A 22,078-nucleotide genomic window follows, 5' to 3' on the forward strand; every position below is an offset into this window, starting at 1 on the left:
AATTTAAATCCACACAACCATGACATCGAGCGATAGAAAGCACACTCCGTTTCTGGAACAGGTGGCCACGCACTACTTAAACAAAGACATTGACCTGAGCAACTACTGCTTTGTGTTTCCCAACCGGCGTAGCGGCCAGTTTTTCAAAGACTATTTCACCCGGTCGACCAGCGCTGCGACAACAATGCTGCCCGAGGTTGAAACCATAACCGAACTGGTGGCAGAAATCACAGGCGACACCCTGGCCACACCCATCGAGGCGATTTCAATCTTGTACAACGCCTACAAGGAGATAGCCGACGACAATAGCCTTCAAGAATTTGACAAATTCATCTTCTGGGGCAACACCATACTGCGCGACTTCAACGATGTAGACATGTATATGGTAGATCCCGAGCAGATTTTCAGGAACGTGAAGGAGTTGAAGGAAATAGGCACCGACTACCTCACGCCTGAGCTTAAACAGGCTATTGAAAACATCTTCAAGGTGCACATCGACAGCCAGGACAGCGACACACTGTGGAAAAGTGTGGAAGGCCGGTACGTCAAGCTGTGGGAGCAACTGCACTCGCTGTATGTGACATTCAACAAGCTGCTCGACCAAGAAGAGCTGTCCTACAACGGCAGGTCGCTGAAAAAAGCTGTGCAGTGCGTTGACAAGGCCACGGCCCAGGAGTTGCCACATGACAAATACATCTTTGCGGGCTTCAACGTGCTCTCGAAGTGCGAGCAAGAGATTTTCAAGAAACTCAAGCAGAAAGGGCTGGCCGAATTCTGCTGGGACTACAACTCGCGAGCGTTTCGCGACGACAAGACCAATCAAGCAACAAAATTCATAAGCACCTATATCAAGGATTTTCCCAACGCCATCGACGAGACCGAGATTAATGACTTTCCCGACATCACCGTAATAGGCATACCCTCTAATGTGGGGCAGGCCAAATATGCATTTCAAGTGGTAGACGAGCTTGTCGAGAGCAAGAAGATTGCCGATGTGAACAATGCCATCGACACGGCCATCGTGCTGCCCGACGAGAGCCTTTTCATCCCGCTGCTCAACTCGGTGAGCGACAAGGTGCCCAATATCAACGTCACCCTGGGCTACCCGCTGCGGGGCAGCAGCATCGTCTCGCTCATGCGCATTGTGGCCCAGATGCACAGCCGAGCCCGGCGCGAGGGCGGGAAGCGAGACTTCGCCTTCTTGAAAGAAGATGTGAAGTGCGTGCTCTCCCACCCTGTCATCAAGTCGCACTACGGCCCCGAGGCAACTCGGCTGACCAGCGAGATTGACAACAGCAACGCCTACACCATCACCGAAAAGCAATTTTCCGGCTATGGCTTTGCCGACCTGTTTGAGACCATACACGACGTGAAGAACGAGGAGGAGATCGAGTGCTATATCGAGCGTATCAAGCATTTTGTAGAGAAAACGTGCCTGGCTACAGGCCAGCAGTGCAATGCCGCAGCCCCCGACCCCGATGCCGAGGATGAGCCCATGAGCTTGCAGGCGGCCTTTGCACGCCAGTACCTCGATGTGCTCAACGAGACGCAAGACGTCATCTCGCATTACGGCATACCCATGTGCGAATGCTCGATTTTCTATCTCATCGACCGCTTGACCTCGCTCTACACCATCCCCTTCCAGGGCGAGCCCCTGGCCGGGCTGCAGGTGATGGGCATGCTGGAAACCAGGTGCCTCGACTTCAAGAATCTCATCATGCTGTCGATGTCGGAACGCATCTTTCCCCGCAAGTACTTCTCGAGCAGCTTTATTCCGGTCAACATGCGCCGGCACTACCAAATGTCGACCATCGAGCATCAAGAGTCGATGACCGCCTATTACTTCTACCGGCTCATCAGCCGTGCCGAGAATGTGTATCTGCTCTACGACACCACCACCCAATCGCTCGGCTCGGGCGAGCACTCTCGATTTATCGACCAACTCGAGAAAATATATGGCGTGAAAATGCACTTCAGACAGCTCAACATGAAGATAAAGCCTGCAAGCAGCCTCGCAATAAGCATCGACAAGGACGAGGCAACTTGGAAGGCAATCGAGGCCTACAGGCAAGAGGCCTCGGGGCAATACCTGTCGGCAAGCAGCATCAAGGAATTGATAAGGTGTCCACTCAAGTTCTACTTTCATCACATCCAGAAGCTGAACGAAGACAACGACGACTCAGAGTTTATGGACGCCTCCACCTTTGGCAGCATTGTGCACGACACCCTGCAGCAATTGTACTACCCTGCCGAGTTGAATGGCACCGGCAAGCACAATATAGTGAACAAGGGCGCCATCGAAGGGTTTATCAAGAAAAGGCTCGAGAACTGTGTGGTGAGCAACACCAACAGCCTGTATCTGCACAAAAAGGAGGCCGAGCTCGACGACCCGCTCACTGGCGATGCCTTGATAGTAAAGGACGCCCTGATAATCTTTGTAAAAAAGGTGCTGACCCACGACCTGGACCTGCTCAAGAAGCACGAAACCGACTACTTTGAGATATATGAGTGCGAGCAGCAACACGAGCTCACGCTCAAGCTTCCAGGCGCAAAACAGCAATTCAACTTCATGTACCGCATCGACCGCGCCGACAAGATAGGCGGCAAGGGGCCGTTGAGAATAATCGACTACAAGACAGGCGGCGACGAGACAAAATTTTCATATACCGCCGACCTCGTCGACCCGACCAAAAGCAAACTGCAAGCCATCATGCAGCTGTTTCTGTATTGCAATGCCTATGCACAGGAGCACCCTGGCGAGAAGGAAATACAGCCTGTGATCTACAAGCTGAAGGACATGGACAAGTCGGGCATCTTCTATGGCACCAACGAGATTGCAGACTTCAAGGCAGAATATGCAGACGCGAGCCCTGAAAAGAAGAAGCACAACGTCAACGCTGAGTTTGTTGACGAAATCGACAGGGTCATGAGCAATTTCTTCGATCGAGAGGTCAAACTGAAGCAATGCGATGCCACCCAGCAGGCGCCCCCGTGCAGCTACTGCAAGTTTGTGGAATTTTGCCGGCGATAAGCCACAACGGGCATCGGTGTGAGGGCTATGCGCTTGATTTTGACTTGAAAAAAAGTCAAAAATATTGCTAACTCGAAAATAATGAGTATCTTTGCACTCGGTTTGGCGGGAACGAATCTGTCAAACGCAATTAACTAATTTTATTAACTATTTTAAATGAGCGAAGAATTAAAAAATTCTCCAATCGAGGATTTCGATTGGGAAGCCTTTGAAAAAGGCGACACTCAAGGCGAGAAATCTCGCGAAGAACTGGAAAAAACCTACGACAAGTCGATGGGTTCGTTCAAGGACCACGAAGTGACCGAAGGTACTGTCATCTCTATCAACAAGCGCGAGGTGGTGGTTAACATCGGTGCTAAGTCGGACGGCATCATTCCCTACAACGAGTTCCGCTACAATCCCGACCTCAAGGTGGGCGACACCGTAGAAGTCTATGTGGAGTCGCAGGAGGATCGCAAGGGGCAGCTTGTGCTCTCACACAAGAAAGCCCGTGCATCCAAGAGCTGGGAACGCGTTAACCAAGCGCTTGCTAACGACGAAGTCATCAAGGGCTACATCAAGTGCCGCACCAAGGGTGGCATGATTGTAGACGTGTTTGGCATCGAGGCCTTCCTGCCCGGCAGCCAGATCGACGTGAAGCCCATACGCGACTACGATGTCTTCGTTGGCAAAACGATGGAGTTCAAGGTTGTGAAGATCAACCAAGAGTTCAAGAATGTTGTGGTATCGCACAAAGCTCTCATCGAGGCAGAGCTTGAGCAGCAACGCAAAGAAATCATTTCTCATCTCGAGAAAGGCCAAGTGCTCGAGGGCACAGTCAAAAACATCACCCCCTATGGCGTGTTTATCGACCTGGGTGGCGTCGACGGCCTCATTCACATCACCGACCTCTCGTGGGGCCGCGTGAACAACCCTGCCGACATTGTTCAACCCGACCAGAAGCTGAATGTGGTGATTCTCGACTTTGACGAGGAGAAGAAGCGCATAGCACTGGGCCTGAAGCAACTGCAGCCACACCCGTGGGACAAGCTGGATCCCAACTTGAAGGTGGGCGACCGCGTGAAGGGCAAGGTTGTGGTCATGACCGACTACGGTGCATTTGTGGAGATTGCTCCCGGTGTCGAGGGCTTGATCCACGTGAGCGAGATGAGCTGGTCGCAGCACCTGCGCAGCGCTCAAGACTTCATGAAGGTGGGCGACGAGGTAGAGGCCCAAATCCTCACTCTCGACCGCGAGGAGCGCAAGATGTCGCTCGGCATCAAGCAGCTCAAGCCCGATCCATGGGAGAATATCGAAGAGAAATATCCTGTAGGCAGCAAGCACACTGCCAAGGTGCGCAACTTCACCAACTTCGGCGTGTTTGTCGAGCTTGAAGAGGGTGTCGACGGTCTGATTCACATCAGCGACCTGAGCTGGACCAAGAAGATCAAGCACCCGAGCGAGTTCACTCAAATAGGTGCCGACATCGACGTGATGGTTCTGGAGATCGACAAGGAGAACCGCCGCCTGAGCTTGAGCCACAAGCAGCTCGAAGAGAATCCCTGGGATGTGTTTGAGACCATCTTCAAGGTGGGCAGCATCCACGAGGGCACTATCACCGAGATGCTCGACAAGGGCGCAGTCATCAGCCTGCCCTATGGCGTCGAGGGCTTTGCCACTCCCAAGCACCTGGTGAAGGAAGACGGCACTCAGGCCAAGAAAGACGAGAAACTGCCCTTCAAGGTGATTGAGTTCAACAAGGATGCCAAGCGCATCATTCTCTCGCACAGCCGCATCTTCGAAGACAAGCAGAAAGATGAGAACCGCAAGGCTCACAAGGGCAACAAGCGCGAGGAAGAGCCAATGATCAACAACACCATCGAGAAGACCACCCTGGGCGACATCAGCCAGCTGGCTGAGCTCAAGGCCAAGCTCGAGAAGGGTGAGCAGAAGTAATCTCTATCTCGCTACAGGACACAACCAGATTTTTTTTCTGAACACAAATAGCGCAAGCGGCAACCGCAACAGGGGGTTGCCGCTTGCTTTTTTTTATTTGTATCATTCACCAAAAAGTATTACATTTGCAACGCATTTAGAGAAAACCCGATGAAACGCGTTGCGTTGCTCATATTATCCACGCTGGCAACGGCAGTGACGATGCTCACCAGTTGCACACCCGACACCGGCAAGTCGCACGACGACAACAGCCAGGCGGGCAGCGAGGCGCAACAAGCGAGCAGGCAAGAGGTCACGACGCCAGGCACCCCCAAAGCCGACACGCTGACGGGCGTGGCCATAGGCGGTGCCCACTCGAGCATAGAGCTGCAAGATGCACACGGGGGCGAGCATGAGTTCTCCTACCCCGATATCGATCCCAGCAAGGTCGACACCTGGGTTGAAGGCGACACCATGGTGGTGACCTACATCCACAACAGCGACCCCGAGGTGGGCGACAGCGTGCTATCGCTCAGGCAAAGCAATCGTGCCAAGGCCGATGAGTATTAGGGCCTGAAGCATCTCTCTCTAAAGCTTAACGCGAGAAACGCGGTAGTAGCTCAGTTGGTAGAGCGGCGGCTTCCCAAGCCGCAGGTCGCGGGTTCGAGCCCCGTCTACCGCTCAACACGTGTTGCCACGACACAGTGCAAAGCTCAAAACCCATAGTTATGGGTTTTGAGCTTTTTGCGTGTGTAGTGGCACAACTGTTTTTTAACTATTGTTGTACTTGCTGGGCAAGTTATTGGCACTTATACCTTCTATTTTTGCAATAGAAAAAAGAAATGGAGGTAAATGATGAATGCCAATACACTGACAACAACCGACCACGTGATTGCTTCGATCGAGGTGAACGGCCGCATACTGGCCTCGGTGAGCAAGAGCAATTTTTCGAGTCTGCAAGAGGTTGCAAAATTCCTGATAGCAATGGCGGGCAAGTACATAGGCCTTGCCAAGCTCACGATAAGAAACAAGACCCAGGGATGGACGACCACGATGGCCTATGCCATGCGCAACAACACGCCAGCTGCCATGGGCGTCATGGGCCTCAAGGGGGGCACGCCTCGCGACGGGCTGCAGTACCGCCTGTGGTGACACGGCAACTGCCCGGCGACCAGTGCCGCGCCCACATGTTGCAAGTGTGAAATATAGTGGTTAATTTTGCAGGCAGAAAAAGAAACAATCGCCAGCAAAAGAGAAAAAAATGAAGAATACACTCATCGCCATCACGGCTGCCATTGCCCTCGCAGCGACCTCGTGCGGCCACAGCGGGCAAGCCACACGGGCCAGCCAGCCCGACACCCTCGCCCAAGACTTGCAAGACACGGCCACCTTGTGCGGCACGTGGCTCGCCACGACGGCCGCAAGCCAGGACTCGGCCGCGGGCTTCAGGCTCGACGACGGCGGCAAGGCCTCGAGCATCAACAACCGGCAGGTAGCCATCGAGGCCTGGAGTGCAAGCGAGCACCCCGACTCTATCACGCTGATTGCCACAGTGCAGGTCAAGAAGCTGGCAAGGCGCGACACCATGAAATATGCCTACCGGTTTATAAAGCCCGACAGCCTGCTCCTGTACTCGGGCGGCAAGCTCTGGGCGGCCTACGCGCGAAAGAAAAAGAAATAGCCCACCCAGCCGCAGGCAGCACCTGCCCCGCCCCATCGCTCACGGCCCGGGAGGATCCCGCGGGCAATGGACCGATTTCTAAAAAACATTAAATAATCACGGGCCATAACGGCAGATAGCGCTTTTATTAGTAACTTTACAAGCCAGAAATGTATAGGGTTGATTTCGGCTAATGTTAAGATCAGGAATATACAACTAATTCACAAGATATAAGAAAACTTAATAGTACTATTTAAAAAAGAACTGAAAATGGTTTATTCACAAGAAGTACAGAACATGTGCTGCGTAGCTAAGGGTGCTAACCACCCTTCTGCTCCAATTCCAGAGGAGGGAAAATGGGTTAGGTCGAAAGAAATAAAAGACGTTTCGGGCTTCTCTCACGGCATCGGGTGGTGCGCTCCTCAGCAAGGAGCCTGCAAGCTCTCGCTCAACGTGAAAGAGGGCGTGATCGAGGAGTGTCTGATCGAGACCATAGGCTGCTCGGGCATGACCCACAGTGCTGCCATGGCTGCCGAGATACTGCCTGGCAAGACCATACTCGAGGCGCTCAACACCGACCTGGTGTGCGATGCCATCAACACGGCAATGCGCGAGCTCTTCTTGCAGATTGTGTATGGCCGCACCCAGTCGGCCTTCTCCGAGGGCGGCCTGGTCGTGGGCGCATCGCTCGAAGACCTGGGCAAGGGCCTGCGCAGCCAGGTGGGCACCATGTTTGGCACCAAGGCCAAGGGTGTGCGCTATCTTGAGATGACCGAGGGCTACGTGACCCGCATGGCACTCGACAAGAACAACGAGGTGATAGGCTACGAGTTCCTGAGCCTGGGCAAGTTTACCGATGCCTTGAAGAAGGGCAAGACCCCCGAGGAGGCGCTTGCAGGGGCCAAGGGCCACTACGGACGTTTTGAGAATGCAGCTAAATATATTGACCCACGTAAAGAATAATAAGGAGGAGGATACAAAATTATGATGAGAAAAGTTAACTACGAGTCACAAGACCGTCGCGAGAAGCAAGTGCTCGCTGCACTCAATGCCGCAGGCATCAAAGACGTGGAAGAGGCCAACGCCATCTGCGACAAGTATGGTATCGATCCTTATAAGACTTGCGAAGAGACCCAGCAGATATGCTTTGAGAACGCCAAGTGGGCCTATGTGGTGGGCGCAGCTATCGCGCTCAAGAAAGGCTGCAAGAACGCTGCCGACGCTGCCGAGGCCATTGGCCTGGGCCTGCAGGCCTTCTGCATTCCTGGCTCGGTGGCCGACGACCGCAAGGTGGGCCTGGGCCACGGCAACCTGGCTGCACGCCTGCTGCGCGACGAGACCAAGTGCTTTGCCTTCCTGGCCGGCCACGAGTCGTTTGCCGCTGCCGAGGGTGCCATCAAGATTGCCGGCGCTGCCAACAAGGTGCGCAAAGAGCCCCTGCGCGTGATACTGAACGGCCTGGGCAAGGATGCCGCCAAGATCATAAGCCGCATCAACGGTTTCACCTATGTGCGCACCGAGTTTGACTACTTCACCGGCGAGCTCAAGGTGGTGGAAGAGACTCCCTACAGCGACGGCGAGCGTGCCAAGGTGAAATGCTATGGCGCCGACGACGTGCGCGAGGGCGTAGCCATCATGTGGAAAGAGGGCGTCGACGTGTCGATCACCGGCAACTCGACCAACCCTACCCGCTTCCAGCACCCCGTGGCAGGCACCTACAAGAAGGAGCGCCTGGCAGCAGGCAAGCCCTACTTCAGCGTGGCATCGGGCGGCGGCACAGGCCGCACACTGCACCCCGACAACATGGCTGCCGGCCCGGCTTCCTATGGCATGACCGACACCATGGGCCGCATGCACAGCGACGCCCAGTTTGCCGGCTCGAGCTCGGTTCCGGCCCACGTTGAGATGATGGGCTACCTGGGCATGGGCAACAACCCCATGGTGGGCTGCACCGTGGCCGTGGCCGTCGACGTGGCTCAAGCGCTCGCAAAATAAGCAATAAGCAATATATATTGCGACACACACATTTCTGCAGGGCACACTCTTGTGTGTGCCCTGCAGTTTTTTTTTCAAATTGGGCGACTCGCCTATAGAACAACGCGACAGCCCCTGCAACACACTAAAGGTTGCAGGGGCTGTCGCAATATAACTTTCTCTACTTGGGTTGCTGGCTGCCGAGCTTCTACTCGATGCTCGACTTGATGGTGTCGATGACGCGCTGGGCATCGTCGCGCGTCACCATGGGACCACTGGGCAGGCACAACCCGCGCTTGAACAACGACTCGCTCACACCGTTCACATAGGCGGGAGCATCCTTGTAGACTGGTTGCTTGTGCATAGGTTTCCACAGTGGCCGACTCTCGATATTAGCCTTGTCGAGAGCCAGGCGCATTGCCTCGACGGCTTTGTCGGGCTCACAGCCAGTGTGGGCATCGCGAGCCTGCATCACCACGCCGGCAGCACCACCCACTGCCCCATGCACCACAGTAGCATAGGCGCGATCCTCGCCCTTGACGTGCACACCTGGAGCCAGGGTGATGGTGTTGAGCCAGAAGTTGCTGTCGTAGCGGTTGCTTGGGTTGTCGTGAAAATCGATACCGTCGCAGTGGGCAAAGGCCTGGGCATACATCTTGGCCAGCATGCGATGGTGGGCCAGGTGCTCATCGAGCACTGTCATCTGGCCGCGCCCTATACCTGCACATATGTTGCTCATGCGGTAGTTGTAGCCTATGTCGACGTGCTGATAGTAGGGATAGCTTTGACGGGCCTGGGTGGCATAATACATGATCTTGTTTTTGGTCGCCACATCGGGGCACACCAGTGCGCCACCACCCGAGGTGGTGATCATTTTGTTGCCGTTGAACGACATGATGCCAAACTGCCCGAACGTGCCCACCACCTTGCCGTCGAACCGTGAGCCAAAAGCCTCGGCACTGTCCTCGATGAGCGGTATGTCGTACTTGCCAGCAATGGCCACAATCTCGTCGATGCGGGCCGGCATGCCATAGAGGTAGACCACGATAATGGCCTTGGGCTTCTTGCCCGTCTTGTTGATGCGGTCGACGATGGCCCGCTCCAGTAGATCGGGGTCCATATTCCACGACCCAGGCTCAGAGTCGACAAAGACGGGAGTGGCACCCTGGTAGACCACGGGGTGGCTCGAAGCACAGAAAGTGAACGACTGGCACATCACCTCATCGCCGCGGCCCACGCCCAGCGCCACCAGCGCCAGGTGCACTGCCGCAGTGCCCGACGACAAGGCCACTATTTCTTTGCCTCCGCCGCACATCTGCTTCAAGTCGTCTTCAAATGCGTTCACATTGGGACCAAGCGGCACCACCCAGTTGGTGTCGAATGCCTCTTGAATGTATTTCATTTCGTTGCCGCTCATGTGAGCCAGGCACAGTAACACACGCTTATTTTCCATAAAATATCTCTTCTATTATCAAATATTATCAGTTCCAACTTCACAAGGGCTTAACTGCCTTTGCAGGCACTCCCACATAAAGGTAGCCATTTTTGGGGTCTCGTATCATCACCCCACCAGCACCCAAATGGACACGATTGTCTATTTTAATCTGCTGTATCACGATACTTCCAACTCCCAAAAAGTTGCAGTCTCCGATTTCCACATTCCCAGAAATGCGCACCTCGGGCATGATGCAATTGTAATTACCCACAACCACATCATGTCGCAACGACACTCCTCCATTGAGCAAGTTGAAATTGCCGATACTAGTTCCACACGAAACCATGCAATGCTGCAGGATGATATTGCCCACGCCTATCGAAAAAGTTTCAGGGTCAACGATTTCAAACGACGGGTCAATGAGGTTGGGATACGATACTCTAGGGTTATCAATGGCGTTCTTGATTTTAAAAACAAGGTCAGGATTACCGAGGGCAATTGAAAGGGCAATATCATGAGGCCAGGCGTTGAGGACATCGATGCCTCCCAGCACCTTGCCATAGTGAGATATTGGCTGGCCAACAGGAAGTCCGTCGTCGAAAAAACCAACGAAATTCCAGCTTTCACCGCTTTTATTCAATCGGTCGATGAGGCAAGCAGTTTCCCTTCCCATGCCACCTGCTCCAAAAATTGCAATATCTTTCATTATAGTCAACTGTTTCCGTTGAAAGGCTCCATTGTAGCATCACCGCTCTCATTGATGCCTTCGCGACGAAACACCCTTTTTATTGTAGTGAAAATGACGCTAATATCGGTTTTCAGGGAGAGGTGATCGACATACCACACGTCGAGCTTGAATTTTTCGGCCCACGAGATGGCGTTACGGCCGTGACACTGGGCCCAGCCAGTGATGCCTGGGCGCACGTCGTGGCGACGGGCCTGCTCGGGGCTGTAGAGCGGCAAGTACTGTGGCAGCAGAGGCCGGGGGCCGATAAGGGCCATGTCGCCCTTGAGCACGTTGACGAGCTGTGGCAGTTCGTCGATCGAGGTGGAGCGCACGAAGCGGCCCACACGGGTGAGGCGCTGCATGTCGGGGAGCAATGTGCCATCGGCAGCCCGCTCATCGGTCATGGTCTTGAACTTGATGATTTTAAACAGCTTGCCATGCAAGCCAGGCCGCTCCTGAAGAAAAAAAGCGCCAGCCCCCTTGTTGGCAAAATGCAGCCACACGGTCACGACAAGCAACAACGGGCTCAAGCACACCAAGGCCAGGAGTGCAAGCACAAAATCGAATATTCGCTTAAAGAAATGCCTGTACATAAAAGAATCTAAATCATTATAAACCATCGAAATGCGAGGAATTCAGCAGTCTTCGGTGGTGATTTTCTCGGCTATACATTGCGCATAGAAGTCTTTGAGGCAACGACGCACATAGCCTTGCTCGTAGCGGCTGGCCACCATGGGGCGCGCACGGCTTGCCATAGCGTGCACCCAAGCCGTCTCATTGAGAAAACGCTTCATCGCCATATAGAGGGCATGGGCATCGCGCGGAGGAATGATAGTGCCATTCACGCCCTCCTCAATAATCTCGCGACTGCCATTAATGTCGGTCACAATACTGGGCAAGCCCATTGCCCCAGCCTCGATCACCACATTTGGGAAACCCTCACGGTAGCTGGGAAAGACCAATGCATCGGCCATTTCATAAAACGGTCTCACATCGTCTTTAGGTCCCACTACTTGTATGGCGGCATTGCTTTGCATCTCGGCAACAGTCGCCGGCAAAACTGGGTCGAGGTCATCCTCGCTTTGCCCCACAAGCAGGAGCCGCGTGTCACGACGCTCTTGATTAAGCTGCTTGAATGCACTCACCAGCTCGTTGATACCCTTGTCAGCCACAATGCGACCCACAAAGACAAAGGTAAAGATGTGACCGCGACCTTCATTGTCGACGTGGGTGGTGGCACGCGGTTTCCAATAGTCAAGATCGACACCTCGCACATTGCCAAAGCCAAGCACCTTGATGGGCTTGCGAGTGATGTGGTGATTGAGCAAGTCGGCTTTAACGCCTTCGCCCTCGGGAATGACATGAGTGGCGCAAGCACAAGTGATCCAGTCGGTGAACATGAGTAATCGCCGCTTCAGCCCCGTTGCCGTGGGCCACACCAGCCCGGTAAAGGTGTGGATGCGCACTGGCACTCTTGCCAGCCAGGCGGAAATCATGCATATCAAACCTGCCTTGGGGGTCATCGAGTGGACGATGTCGGGGCGCTCTCGGTGCATAACCCAAGTCATGCGCCACAGCGACTTCAAGTCGCTCATCGGGCTGATGTGTCGCTGCATGGGCACAGCAATGGTACGGCAGCCTTCACGTTTTTCCACTTCTTGCAACTCAGGCCCAGGACTAGAAACAGCCACAACATCGTAGCCTTCTTGCCTGAGCTCCTTCAACACACCGCGGCAAAAAGAATTGAGCGAGGTGGGCACCGTCGTGGCACGCAGCAGTTTTACAGATTTGGACATATTTCTTGATAAACTTCGTTGTACTTCTTGGCCATCAGGCTGATGTCGTATTGCTTTGCTCTTGCCTGGCAACGCTCGGCCACACGGCGATACTCCACAGGGGTCTCGCAAAGTTGCCGAATTGCCGAGGCCAGCGCTCTGTAATCTTGATGAGGAAAGAGAATTCCGTATCCTTTCACGATTTCTCGCAAGCCATCGACATCGCTGGCAACAAACGGGCGCCCCGATGCCATACCCTCGATGCTCGAGAGAGAAAGCCCCTCCCAGTGCGACGAGAGCACAACCACATCGCTATGGGCAAGGATATCGGGTATGTCGGTCCTGATGCCGAGCAGTTTCACCCTATCGCCAAGCTGCAACTTGGCTATGAGATTTTCAAGCTCGCCACGACGGGGCCCGTCGCCCACAAGTTGCAGACTATAGTTGCCCGGCAATTGTGCCATTGCACGAATGAGCGTGTCCTGGTCCTTTTGATGTCGAAAGCCAGCAATCATGGATACAACAAATTCAGTTTCTTTGGCAACATCTTTTATTGCATGAAGAAAACTGTCGACCCACACTCCATTGAAAATGACAGTCATGTTTTTATTGGTTCCAAGATGTGCCGTCAAATTTTGATACGTCTGTTGGGCTATGCATATAATGCGGGAATAACGAGCATACATCCATCGGTCTATCAACTTAAAAATCGATTTACCTCGGCGGCGATTGGTAGCATTGTGCTCAGTTGTGACCAATTTTGCTCCCCCTAAAGTCATCATCTTGGCTATTGGTGCGAAGAACTGACATGCAGTATTGTGCGTGTGGACGACATCGTAGCGTCGCATGTACTTGCAAAGCCCAATTATGTTTTTGGGGTGATACGGGCTCCCGCCAAGGCCGAGGTGGCGTATTGTGACACCCTCCTCCTCAAGTTGCTGCATGAAGGGTGTGGGCGTGCCGTCAAAAACCAACAACTCCACATCATTGCCCAAGGCACGCAATGCAGGCAGCAAGTCGACCATCAAGTGCTCGGCCCCTCCAGTGCGCAACGAAGTGATCACATGCAAAATTCTCATTTCATTACAGGATAAACTATAAAATTAGCTATAGTCGAACTTTCTCTTTGTATAATCTTTCATAGATTACCTATGACAATCGAATTGTCAGAAACATCAAAGTCCACAAATACTCTAATACTACTTTTTAAATTTCATTTGTTTATCTGACTTAACCTTATGCCGAATTAATAAAAACAACATAATTCCAGCAGGAATAGCGAGTATAGTCATAAGTTTCTTAGGACTTTCACTAACAAATTTCCAATTCTTGCTAATCATGCAGCTGGAAACGTAATGAGCACACACGATGAATTGTCGTTTTAATTTGTGAGTTGTGAGCATTTCGGTTTTGCGAAAGAAAGCAAAACCGCGGGGATTGCTCCAGTACTGCTTATACATGCTAAAACTTGAACCATCTGGCTGATACTCCACGATAACCAAGGGTTTATTTAACGTTAACAGTTTCCAATCTTGGTCGATAAGCATGTACTTATAGGCCAACCCCACATATTTTTCTCCAGGGAAAATTGGATAATCAGGATATTGATTGATAATTGCAGTACGATACACCAATTTTTTATCACCACTACCCCCAGATTCATAAAAGCCCTGCAAAGTGGTTTCCTTCATATCTTTAGGGAAAGCACTACCGATGACGTGCTCATCTTCGGTTATATCAAGCCCAACGATGCCAGCATATTTTTCACTGCCACTTTTCTTCCAAAAACTCACGATTTTCTCGACGGCATCATCTGGCATCCAGTCGTCGCTGTCAATGCAAGTATTCAGCTCAGTGTCTATGTGCTTGTAAGCGGTGTTGTGAGCACCGTGCATGCCTTGGTTTTCTTGGTAAATGTAGATGATCTCGATTTTATCATCGGCAATCCAACCATTCACCAGCTGACGGGTGCCGTCGGTGCTGCCGTCGTCCACGATGAGCCACTTGAAGTCTTTGCACGTTTGGCGGCACAGGCTATCATAGGTGCGGCCCAGGGTGTGGGCGCGGTTGTAGGCAGGGGTGAAGACGGTCAACGTTTTCATAACCTATCTCTAATAATAAATTTATATAACGGGCGAACAACAAGTAACAATAAAGGAAACGAAATCAACAGAATTTGTCCTCGTGCCTTTATTGATTCCTTTGATTTAATGAAATAAATTGGTTTATAAGTGACGTTGAGTTCTGAAAGAGTATTTTTAAATCTCTTGATTTCTTTAATGCTGATATTGCTTCGCAATATCTGACCCAAAGCCAATCCACAGAAACTCTTTTTATAATACAAACAACGATTACTGAACGTAATATCGGTGGAGGCTTTTTCTAAGCCATAAAAGAAACGGGCAACATCCACCTCTGCGCTTATTCTCTCTTTTATTAAAGAAGAAGACTGCGAGTGTGTAATTGAATTTTTTCTAAGAACATAAGTGTAGATTTTGCTTGTAACCTTTGCCACCTTGTTACATTTCAATTCAAATTTTGTATTAAAAACGGAATCTTCTCCCACTTTATAATTTTCAAATAATAGCTTGTTTTGTTTGATAACATCTAGCCTATATAATAGAGTAGAACATAAGCCCATATGGTAATGATTAAAAAAATCATATCCAGTACCTTCCCAAACTAACCTGCCATCTTCACAACGCAAGTCTGGCGAGAATTTGTAATCCTTCTCCTTAACAACATCCATTTCAAAAGAGACTGCATCCAACGAAGCATCCTTTGCCACGAAATTATGAAAAAGATAGTAATAGCCTTTACCAATTATCACATCGTCAGGATCGGGGAACGTTACCCATTTTCCTCGTGCAATATCCATTCCACTATTACGTGCTGCACTTATACCCTGATTGGTAGCTTTATCAATAATGACTACATTATTGTGAACGGCCGCGAATTGTCTCAATTTGTCAATTGTACTATCAGTAGAAGCATCATTGACAAAAACAAACTCGATAGAAATGAATTCATCCAATTGGCTCTCTAAACATTTAAAAAAACGATCAAGATAACTTGAAACATTATAGCAGGGGACAACTATAGATAAATCGAACTTCATAGTCAACAGTTTAAAAGTAAATACTAATTTTATAGAAAAAACACATTGATCTAAACCCCATAAATGAGAATGTGTAATAAAGATTTAACCATACGAGACCTCCATCTTTTTTTGTAGTCAAGATGACAAATTTCATATACACTCAAGGCATCTTTCCGACAAATAGCCTCAATGAATGTATCATCTCTATATCTGCCATCCCCTTGCAAAATCTTTACATCATTATAAGCTGGATCCTTAAGTATCGTTTCAATGTATTTTATAATTTCAGCCCCATCTGTTGATGACGATTTATACTTTGCCAAAGAGCTTATACAAGTCTTCAATATGTTTTTAAGCTCAATTACCAAATATTTAAAAGCCTTATTGTAATTATATTTATCAATCAAGTCCTTCCTTAAATGATAGATTTCCAGCATTCTGGGAAGATATTTTTGTGATGTCCATATATCATTCTTCTTGCCTGAAGTAATACCACCCCATCTCCAATAGTATCCAGCATAATCAATAAACATCATAGAACGAACATGAGGAAACACTGTTAAATTGAACAACTCATCTTCTGAGATGCTGTCTGCTGGTGGAACAAAATTCGCTTTAAGAACAAGATCTCGTTTGTATAGCTTTCCCCAATATGTGACGCTAAAAATATTAATACCAAAGAAATTTATATAATATTTTTCAAATATTTCAGGATATCTCAAAACTTTGTCAAACTCATCTACTTGTGACCTATATAGTATTTTATAATTAAAACAAGGAAGGATCTTATAGTTGTTCATAACAACTAAGTCCAAGTCATGCTTTAGCGCAGGTTTAATTAATTTTTCTAAAGCATCTGGAGCGAGCCAATCATCACCATCTATAAAAGTCAAATAATCGCCCTGTGCAACTTTAATTCCAACCATCTTCGCACGAGAGATGCCTAAATTGACTTCATTATTAATCAATTTAACCTTATCAGAGATCCTCAACTTGGTAATTTCCTTGTTGATTATTTCCTGGTCATTCCCAGGGGAACAATCATTTACACAAATAAGCTCCCAATCACGAAATGACTGACCAGCAATTGATTTAATTAGTTTAGGAATAAACCTCTCTGAATTGTAAAAATTAGCAATTATTGATATAGAGGGTGAACTTTTCATAAAGAAACAATATAAAACGGTATAATTGAAAAAGATAAGCCTAACAAAACAAGATCAGCAGTACAAACAATAATCAGTGAGTTGCCCAGTGGGCGCGGTTGTAGGCAGGGGTGAATACGGTCAACGTTTTATTCATCTCAAAGATATCTAAATATAAAAAGAACTAACTGATTAAATACATCAAGTAGGTAAAACCATAGAAGAGCAGGAGTATGAGAGCCGTCTTGCGATCCTGGTCGGGCCAAATGTTGAAGCGCAACAGTGGATAAGCAATGACGAGGGGATACATGAACCACGACAAATAGGCAAAGCGGTTGGAAAACGCAGCCCTGATGACGAGGATCCAGAATGCGTTGGCAAGAATGTAGGTAATGGCGATGATGTTGAAAGCCCGGTCGTTGAAGTTGCGTTTCACCGTGAGGTACCAGGTGAAGAGTACTGGCATGGCGCTGTAGAGCAAGAAATCCCAGCGGAATCCCGTGTGAGAGAACTGGGCCATGTCCTTAGCATTATTTTGCCCTTGGAAGTAAGAGGTCATGCGGTCGTCAAAGCCCAGGCTGGCAAAGAAGTCGCCCACGCGGTTGCCCACGAGGAGTGACAAGAAGATAGAGGCTATCCAGAAGTAGATGGCCTGCTTGGGGTGCCTGATGATGAACACCGCAGCCCACAGCGCGGCAATGGGCAAGGCTGTGGAGCGGTGAATGGCAATGGCCACGAGCGAGAGCAGCAGGCCGGCATAGCGCTCGGGCTTGGTGCCGTCCGCCGCCAGGGCAATGGCCACAAGCACCACACTGCAGGCCACACCGTTGCGAATGCCGTTGACGCCATAGGAGTAGGTAGAAAACGAGCCGATAAAGAAGAGCATGGCCAGCCAAGTGTTGTTGGGGAACAGGCGCCAGCAGCACAGCAGCATGAGGCCGTAGTAGAGAAGGTCGGTGACGAGGAAAAACGCGTGCACGTCGCCACTGCCCGTAGCAAAGGCAAACATGATGCGCGTCCACAGCCACTCGCCGCCCGTGCTTGTCGTCGATGGCGTGGCAGTGCCATTCTGCATGAGGTTGAAGGAGTGCGCGTACATGTAGGTGTCGCCAAAGTAGCTCTCGTTGGGCCGCAGGCCCATGAAAAGGATGATGATGACCGTGACGACGATGGTGGGCACTGGCAACGAGGGCTTGCTGTAGAGCAGGGAGTTGCCCGTCGACGAGACCAGGCGGAAGGCCGTGAGCAGGCAAAGCACCAGCACCGTGTTGTAGAATATAGTGCCATAGGCCGCGCCTGGGATGGAGCTGAAAAAGTGTAGTATGCTCTCTATCATATCATGATGGGGAAATCAAGTGAGAATATATGTATACGGGGGGCACCGAGCGGCATCAGTCGCGCCCGAAGATGTCGCGGGTGTACACCTTGTTGTGCACATCGTCGAGGCAAGGGTCGTAGCGGTTGGCCACAATCACGGCGCTCTCCTGCTTGAAGCGGTCGAGGTCGTTGACGACGCTGCTGCCAAAGAAAGTGCTGCCGTCGGGCAGTGTGGGCTCATAGATGATGACCTGGGCACCCTTGGCCTTGATGCGCTTCATGATGCCCTGGATGCTCGACTGGCGGAAGTTGTCGCTGTAGGCCTTCATGGTGAGGCGGTACACGCCTATCACCACCTTGTGCTCCTCGCTGGGATTGTACTGGCCGTGGCTGTAGTAGTCGTAGTAGCCCGACTTGCCGAGCACCCTGTCGGCAATAAAGTCCTTGCGGGTGCGGTTGCTGTCGACGATGGCCTGGATGAGATTTTCGGGCACATCGGCATAGTTGGCCAGCAGTTGCTTGGTGTCCTTGGGCAGGCAGTAGCCGCCGTAGCCGAACGAGGGGTTGTTGTAGTGGGTGCCGATGCGCGGGTCGAGACACACACCATTGATGATGGCCTTGGTGTCGAGCCCCTTCATCTCGGCATAGGTGTCGAGCTCGTTGAAGTAGCTCACGCGCAGGGCCAAGTAGGTATTGGCAAAGAGCTTCACGGCCTCGGCCTCGGTGAAGCCCATGATGAGCGTGTCGATATTCTGCTTGATGGCGCCCTGCTGCAGGCATGCGGCAAAGGTGCGCGCCACCTCGACCAGACGCGCGCTGGCAGTGTCGGTGCCCACGATGATGCGGCTGGGATAAAGATTGTCGTAGAGCGCCCTGCCCTCGCGCAGAAACTCGGGAGAGAAGAGAATGTTGGGCGTGTGCTTCGACTTGCGTATGTGCTCGGTGTAGCCCACCGGGATGGTCGACTTGATGACCATGACGGCGCTGGGGTTGACGCTCATCACGAGGTCGATCACCGCCTCGACGGCACTCGTGTCGAAGAAGTTCTTCTGCGAGTCGTAGTTGGTGGGGGCGGCAATCACCACGATGTCGGCCTGGGCATAGGCAGCCCGTCCGTCGAGAGTGGCGTGCAGGTCGAGCTGCTTGTGAGCCAGGTAGTCTTCGATTTCCTTGTCGACGATGGGCGACTTGCGGTTGTTGATCATCTCCACTTTTTCGGGGATGATGTCGACAGCCTCCACGTGATGGTACTGGCTGAGCAGCGTGGCCATGCTCAAGCCCACATAGCCTGTGCCGGCAACGGCAAACCTGATATTATCGTTCATTGAAACAATTGTGTGGCATGCAGCAAGCTGCATGCATGTGTTGTAAAACCTAAGAAAAAGATCATTGCATTGTGACATTGAGGCTGTTGCCTGCGTGTATCACCGCGTGTGTGGGTGCAGAGCGCTTGACTTGCTGCAACGGGGCAACAACGGGGGGTCACCTTCTCCTGAGGGGGAAGGCGTGAAACCTTGTTGCAGCGCGTCGCCACAATGATGGCACAGAGCACTATCGCAGCAACTCATAAAACCCTCATCACATGCAACTATGTAGCTATCACTTATATGATTATTATTCATACCAATAAGCTGTGCAAAATTACACATTTCGCTGCTAATGCACAACTTTTTGGGCATTTATAACTTGCATTTCACGCTATTCAGGGGGCACCGGGAGCCAATGGGGCGAGACAGCGTCAAGCATCTTTCAGGCCTGAGAAGGGAGAGCGGCGGCAATGGGCGGGCCGCAGCTCCAGGAAGCAGCCACCCTGCAATAGCACAAAGAGAGAGAGAGGAGGTGCACAACGATGAGTTGTGCCCTCCCCCCTCTTGACTATGTTGTGGCTGCATCGCGCTGGCAGCGCGGTGGAACTTACTTGTTGACCTGGAACCTGTTGGTGCCATCCTTGAGGAAGGCAACTACCTGGTGGGCAGCGGCGAGGCCGGCATTGATGTTGGCCTCGGCAGTTTGAGCACCCATCTTCTTAGGCGTGAAGAACACGCGGTCGCCATACTTCTCCACGAGTTGGTCGGCGATGTCGGGTTTCACGTCGGCCACATAGCGCAGGTCGTCGCGGTCGGCAAGAGCCTGGTCAAGGCTTTGCTCGTCGATGACCTCCTTGCGGGCTGCATTCACGAGCACGCCATCGTGGGGCATGAGCTCGAAGAGCTCCTTGCCAACCGAGTGGCGGGTTTCGTCGGTAGCCGGGATGTGGAGACTCACATACTGGTTGTTGCGATACAGCTCCTTGAGGTCGTGCACAGGCGTGACACCGTCGGCAATCATCTTCTCGTCGCTCACCCATGGGTCGAGGGCACTCACCTTCATGTCGAAGCCCTTGGCAATGCGAGCCACGTTGCGTCCCACCTGGCCGTAGGCATGAATGCCCAGGGTCTTGTCCTTGAGCTCGGTGCCACTCTTGCCATTGTAGCGGTTGCGAATGAGGGTGACGAGCATGCCAAACACCAGTTCGGCCACGGCATTGCTGTTCTGGCCAGGGGTGTTCATCACGCACAGGCCGTGCTGTGTGGCCTGGGCCAGGTCGATGTTGTCGTAGCCGGCACCGGCGCGCACCACCACCTTGAGCTGGGGAGCGGCGTCCATGACCTGCTTGTCGACGATATCGCTGCGCACGATGAGGCCTGCGCAATCCTTGATGGCGGCTATCATGTCGTCTTTGGTGCCTTTCTCCACGAGCACGAGCTCGTGACCGGCGTCTTCAAGCACTTTCTTGATGCCCTCGACTGCGGCGGGGGCAAAGGGCTTGCTGGTTGCAACTAATATTTTCATAGTAGGATAATCGTTTTAAAGAAAAATAAAATATATAATGTGAACTACTCAGGCAGGAATGCGAGATCAATGCTTGTTCTCAAATTCCTTCATGGCCTGGGTGAGCACCTTCACGCTGTCGAGAGGCAGGGCATTGTAGAGCGATGCACGGAAGCCGCCCACGCTGCGGTGACCCTTGATGCCAACGATGCCCTTGGTGGCGGCGAAGTCGAGGAAGTCTTTCTCGAGGCCGGCATACTCGGGCTTCATGACGAAGCACACGTTCATGATCGAGCGCGACTCGGGCTTGACTGTGCCCACAAACATCTTGCTCTCGTCGATGGCGTCGTAGAGCACGCGAGCCTTCTCCTCGTCGATCTCCTGGAGCTTCTTCACGCCGCCCAGCTCTTTGTACCACTTGAGTGTCTGCAGAGCGCTGTAGATGGGGAGCACCGGAGGCGTGTTGAACATGCTGCCCTTCTTGACGTGAGTCTCATAGTTGAGCATGGTGGGAATGGCACGGGGTGCCTGGCCCAGGACATCGGTCTTGACGATGACAAAGGTGACGCCTGCAGGAGCCAGGTTCTTCTGAGCTCCGCCGTAGATGAGGTCATACTTGGAAACGTCGACCGGACGCGAGAAGATGTCGCTCGACATGTCGGCAACCATGCGCACGGGCACATCGGGATCCTCGCGCAGCTCGGTGCCGTAGATGGTGTTGTTGGTAGTGATGTGGAGGTAGTCAAGGTCGGTAGGCACGTTGTCGAGCTTGGGATAGTACACATACTTGTCGTCCTCGCTGCTGGCCACGATCTCGACGTCGCCAAAGAGCTTGGCCTCCTTGATGGCCTTGTGGGCCCAAGTACCCGAATCAACATAGCCGGCTTTAGTTTTCAAGAGGTTGTAAGGCACCATGCAGAACTGCAAGCTGGCACCGCCGCCCAAGAAGAGCACCTCATAACCCTCGGGGATGTCGAGAAGTTCCTTGAACAGGGCTTGAGCCTCGTCCATGACAGCCTGGAACTCCTTGCTGCGATGGGAAATCTCGAGCACAGAAAGGCCGGTACCGGCAAAATCACGAATTGCATCAATCGTATGGTCAATAGTGTATTGACTCATGATTGAAGGACCTGCATAGAAATTGTGTTTCTTCATAACTTATACATTAATATTATTAGTTTAAAACAGT

Annotated in this window: 19 protein-coding genes and 1 tRNA gene; 8 read left to right on the top strand and 12 right to left on the bottom strand. The window is 51.7% G+C overall.

The features are described from left to right. Positions 1-19: 19 nt before the first annotated feature. The 8 genes from GF423_RS01815 to GF423_RS01850 all read left to right on the top strand — a co-directional run bounded on the left by GF423_RS01815 (position 20) and on the right by GF423_RS01850 (position 8,600). Positions 20-3,031 carry a PD-(D/E)XK nuclease family protein gene (locus tag GF423_RS01815; protein ID WP_154326749.1) on the top strand — a complete coding sequence of 1,004 codons (3,012 nt, stop codon included), beginning with the start codon at positions 20-22 and terminating at the stop codon, positions 3,029-3,031. A 156-nt stretch (positions 3,032-3,187) separates the two neighbouring features. Continuing rightward, positions 3,188-4,966 (top strand): 30S ribosomal protein S1, encoded by a 1,779-nt coding sequence (rpsA, locus tag GF423_RS01820; RefSeq protein ID WP_154326751.1) that lies wholly within the window; start codon positions 3,188-3,190, stop codon positions 4,964-4,966. 150 nt (positions 4,967-5,116) lie between these two features. After that, a complete protein-coding gene (locus GF423_RS01825) occupies positions 5,117-5,515 on the top strand; it encodes a hypothetical protein (RefSeq protein ID WP_154326753.1) in 399 nt (132 codons plus the stop codon). 39 nt (positions 5,516-5,554) lie between these two features. Beyond that, positions 5,555-5,627: transfer RNA gene (locus tag GF423_RS01830), tRNA-Gly, on the top strand. A 170-nt stretch (positions 5,628-5,797) separates the two neighbouring features. Next, a complete protein-coding gene (locus GF423_RS01835; RefSeq protein WP_154326755.1) occupies positions 5,798-6,097 on the top strand; it encodes a hypothetical protein in 300 nt (99 codons plus the stop codon). 109 nt (positions 6,098-6,206) lie between these two features. Then, on the top strand, positions 6,207-6,626 hold the full coding sequence (locus tag GF423_RS01840) for a lipocalin family protein (protein WP_154326757.1): 420 nt from the start codon (positions 6,207-6,209) through the stop codon (positions 6,624-6,626). A 249-nt stretch (positions 6,627-6,875) separates the two neighbouring features. Next, positions 6,876-7,568, top strand: coding sequence for an iron-sulfur cluster assembly scaffold protein (locus GF423_RS01845; protein ID WP_154326758.1), 693 nt, complete (start codon positions 6,876-6,878; stop codon positions 7,566-7,568). A 21-nt stretch (positions 7,569-7,589) separates the two neighbouring features. Further along, positions 7,590-8,600 (top strand): GGGtGRT protein, encoded by a 1,011-nt coding sequence (locus GF423_RS01850; RefSeq protein WP_154326759.1) that lies wholly within the window; start codon positions 7,590-7,592, stop codon positions 8,598-8,600. A gap of 187 nt (positions 8,601-8,787) precedes the next feature. Here GF423_RS01850 and GF423_RS01855 read toward each other — a convergent pair whose 3' ends face one another. From GF423_RS01855 to serC, 12 genes are all read right to left on the bottom strand, one after another. Beyond that, positions 8,788-10,032 carry a DegT/DnrJ/EryC1/StrS family aminotransferase gene (locus GF423_RS01855; protein WP_154326760.1) on the bottom strand — a complete coding sequence of 415 codons (1,245 nt, stop codon included), beginning with the start codon at positions 10,030-10,032 and terminating at the stop codon, positions 8,788-8,790. A 40-nt stretch (positions 10,033-10,072) separates the two neighbouring features. Further along, entirely contained in the window at positions 10,073-10,720 is a 648-nt protein-coding gene (locus tag GF423_RS01860) for a PglD-related sugar-binding protein (RefSeq protein WP_154326761.1), read from the bottom strand. Positions 10,721-10,725: 5 nt separating this feature from the next. After that, positions 10,726-11,334: a sugar transferase gene (locus GF423_RS01865; protein WP_154326762.1), complete on the bottom strand. Its 609-nt coding sequence runs from the start codon at positions 11,332-11,334 to the stop codon at positions 10,726-10,728. A 42-nt stretch (positions 11,335-11,376) separates the two neighbouring features. Next, entirely contained in the window at positions 11,377-12,537 is a 1,161-nt protein-coding gene (locus tag GF423_RS01870; RefSeq protein WP_154326763.1) for a glycosyltransferase family 4 protein, read from the bottom strand. Further along, complete coding sequence (locus GF423_RS01875) at positions 12,522-13,595, bottom strand: glycosyltransferase (RefSeq protein WP_154326764.1); 1,074 nt, start codon at positions 13,593-13,595, stop codon at positions 12,522-12,524. The genes GF423_RS01870 and GF423_RS01875 overlap by 16 nt, the downstream gene beginning before the upstream one ends. A 120-nt stretch (positions 13,596-13,715) precedes the next feature. Next, positions 13,716-14,618, bottom strand: coding sequence for a glycosyltransferase family A protein (locus GF423_RS01880; protein ID WP_154326765.1), 903 nt, complete (start codon positions 14,616-14,618; stop codon positions 13,716-13,718). After that, positions 14,615-15,634: a glycosyltransferase gene (locus tag GF423_RS01885; RefSeq protein WP_154326766.1), complete on the bottom strand. Its 1,020-nt coding sequence runs from the start codon at positions 15,632-15,634 to the stop codon at positions 14,615-14,617. Before GF423_RS01885 ends, GF423_RS01880 begins: the two co-directional genes overlap by 4 nt. Positions 15,635-15,684: 50 nt before the next feature. Beyond that, the gene (locus tag GF423_RS01890; RefSeq protein ID WP_154326767.1) at positions 15,685-16,782 is read right to left on the bottom strand and encodes a glycosyltransferase family 2 protein; all 1,098 of its coding nucleotides are present in this window, start codon (positions 16,780-16,782) and stop codon (positions 15,685-15,687) included. Between the two features lie 163 nt (positions 16,783-16,945). Continuing rightward, a complete protein-coding gene (locus tag GF423_RS01895) occupies positions 16,946-18,097 on the bottom strand; it encodes an EpsG family protein (RefSeq protein WP_154326768.1) in 1,152 nt (383 codons plus the stop codon). Positions 18,098-18,152: 55 nt separating this feature from the next. After that, a complete protein-coding gene (locus GF423_RS01900; protein ID WP_154326769.1) occupies positions 18,153-19,403 on the bottom strand; it encodes a nucleotide sugar dehydrogenase in 1,251 nt (416 codons plus the stop codon). Positions 19,404-19,992: 589 nt separating this feature from the next. Then, on the bottom strand, positions 19,993-20,910 hold the full coding sequence (locus GF423_RS01905; RefSeq protein WP_154326772.1) for an NAD(P)-dependent oxidoreductase: 918 nt from the start codon (positions 20,908-20,910) through the stop codon (positions 19,993-19,995). Between the two features lie 66 nt (positions 20,911-20,976). Beyond that, entirely contained in the window at positions 20,977-22,044 is a 1,068-nt protein-coding gene (gene serC, locus GF423_RS01910) for a 3-phosphoserine/phosphohydroxythreonine transaminase (RefSeq protein WP_154326773.1), read from the bottom strand. Positions 22,045-22,078: the final 34 nt, after the last annotated feature.

Source organism: Sodaliphilus pleomorphus, assembly GCF_009676955.1.
Classification (GTDB): domain Bacteria; phylum Bacteroidota; class Bacteroidia; order Bacteroidales; family Muribaculaceae; genus Sodaliphilus; species Sodaliphilus pleomorphus.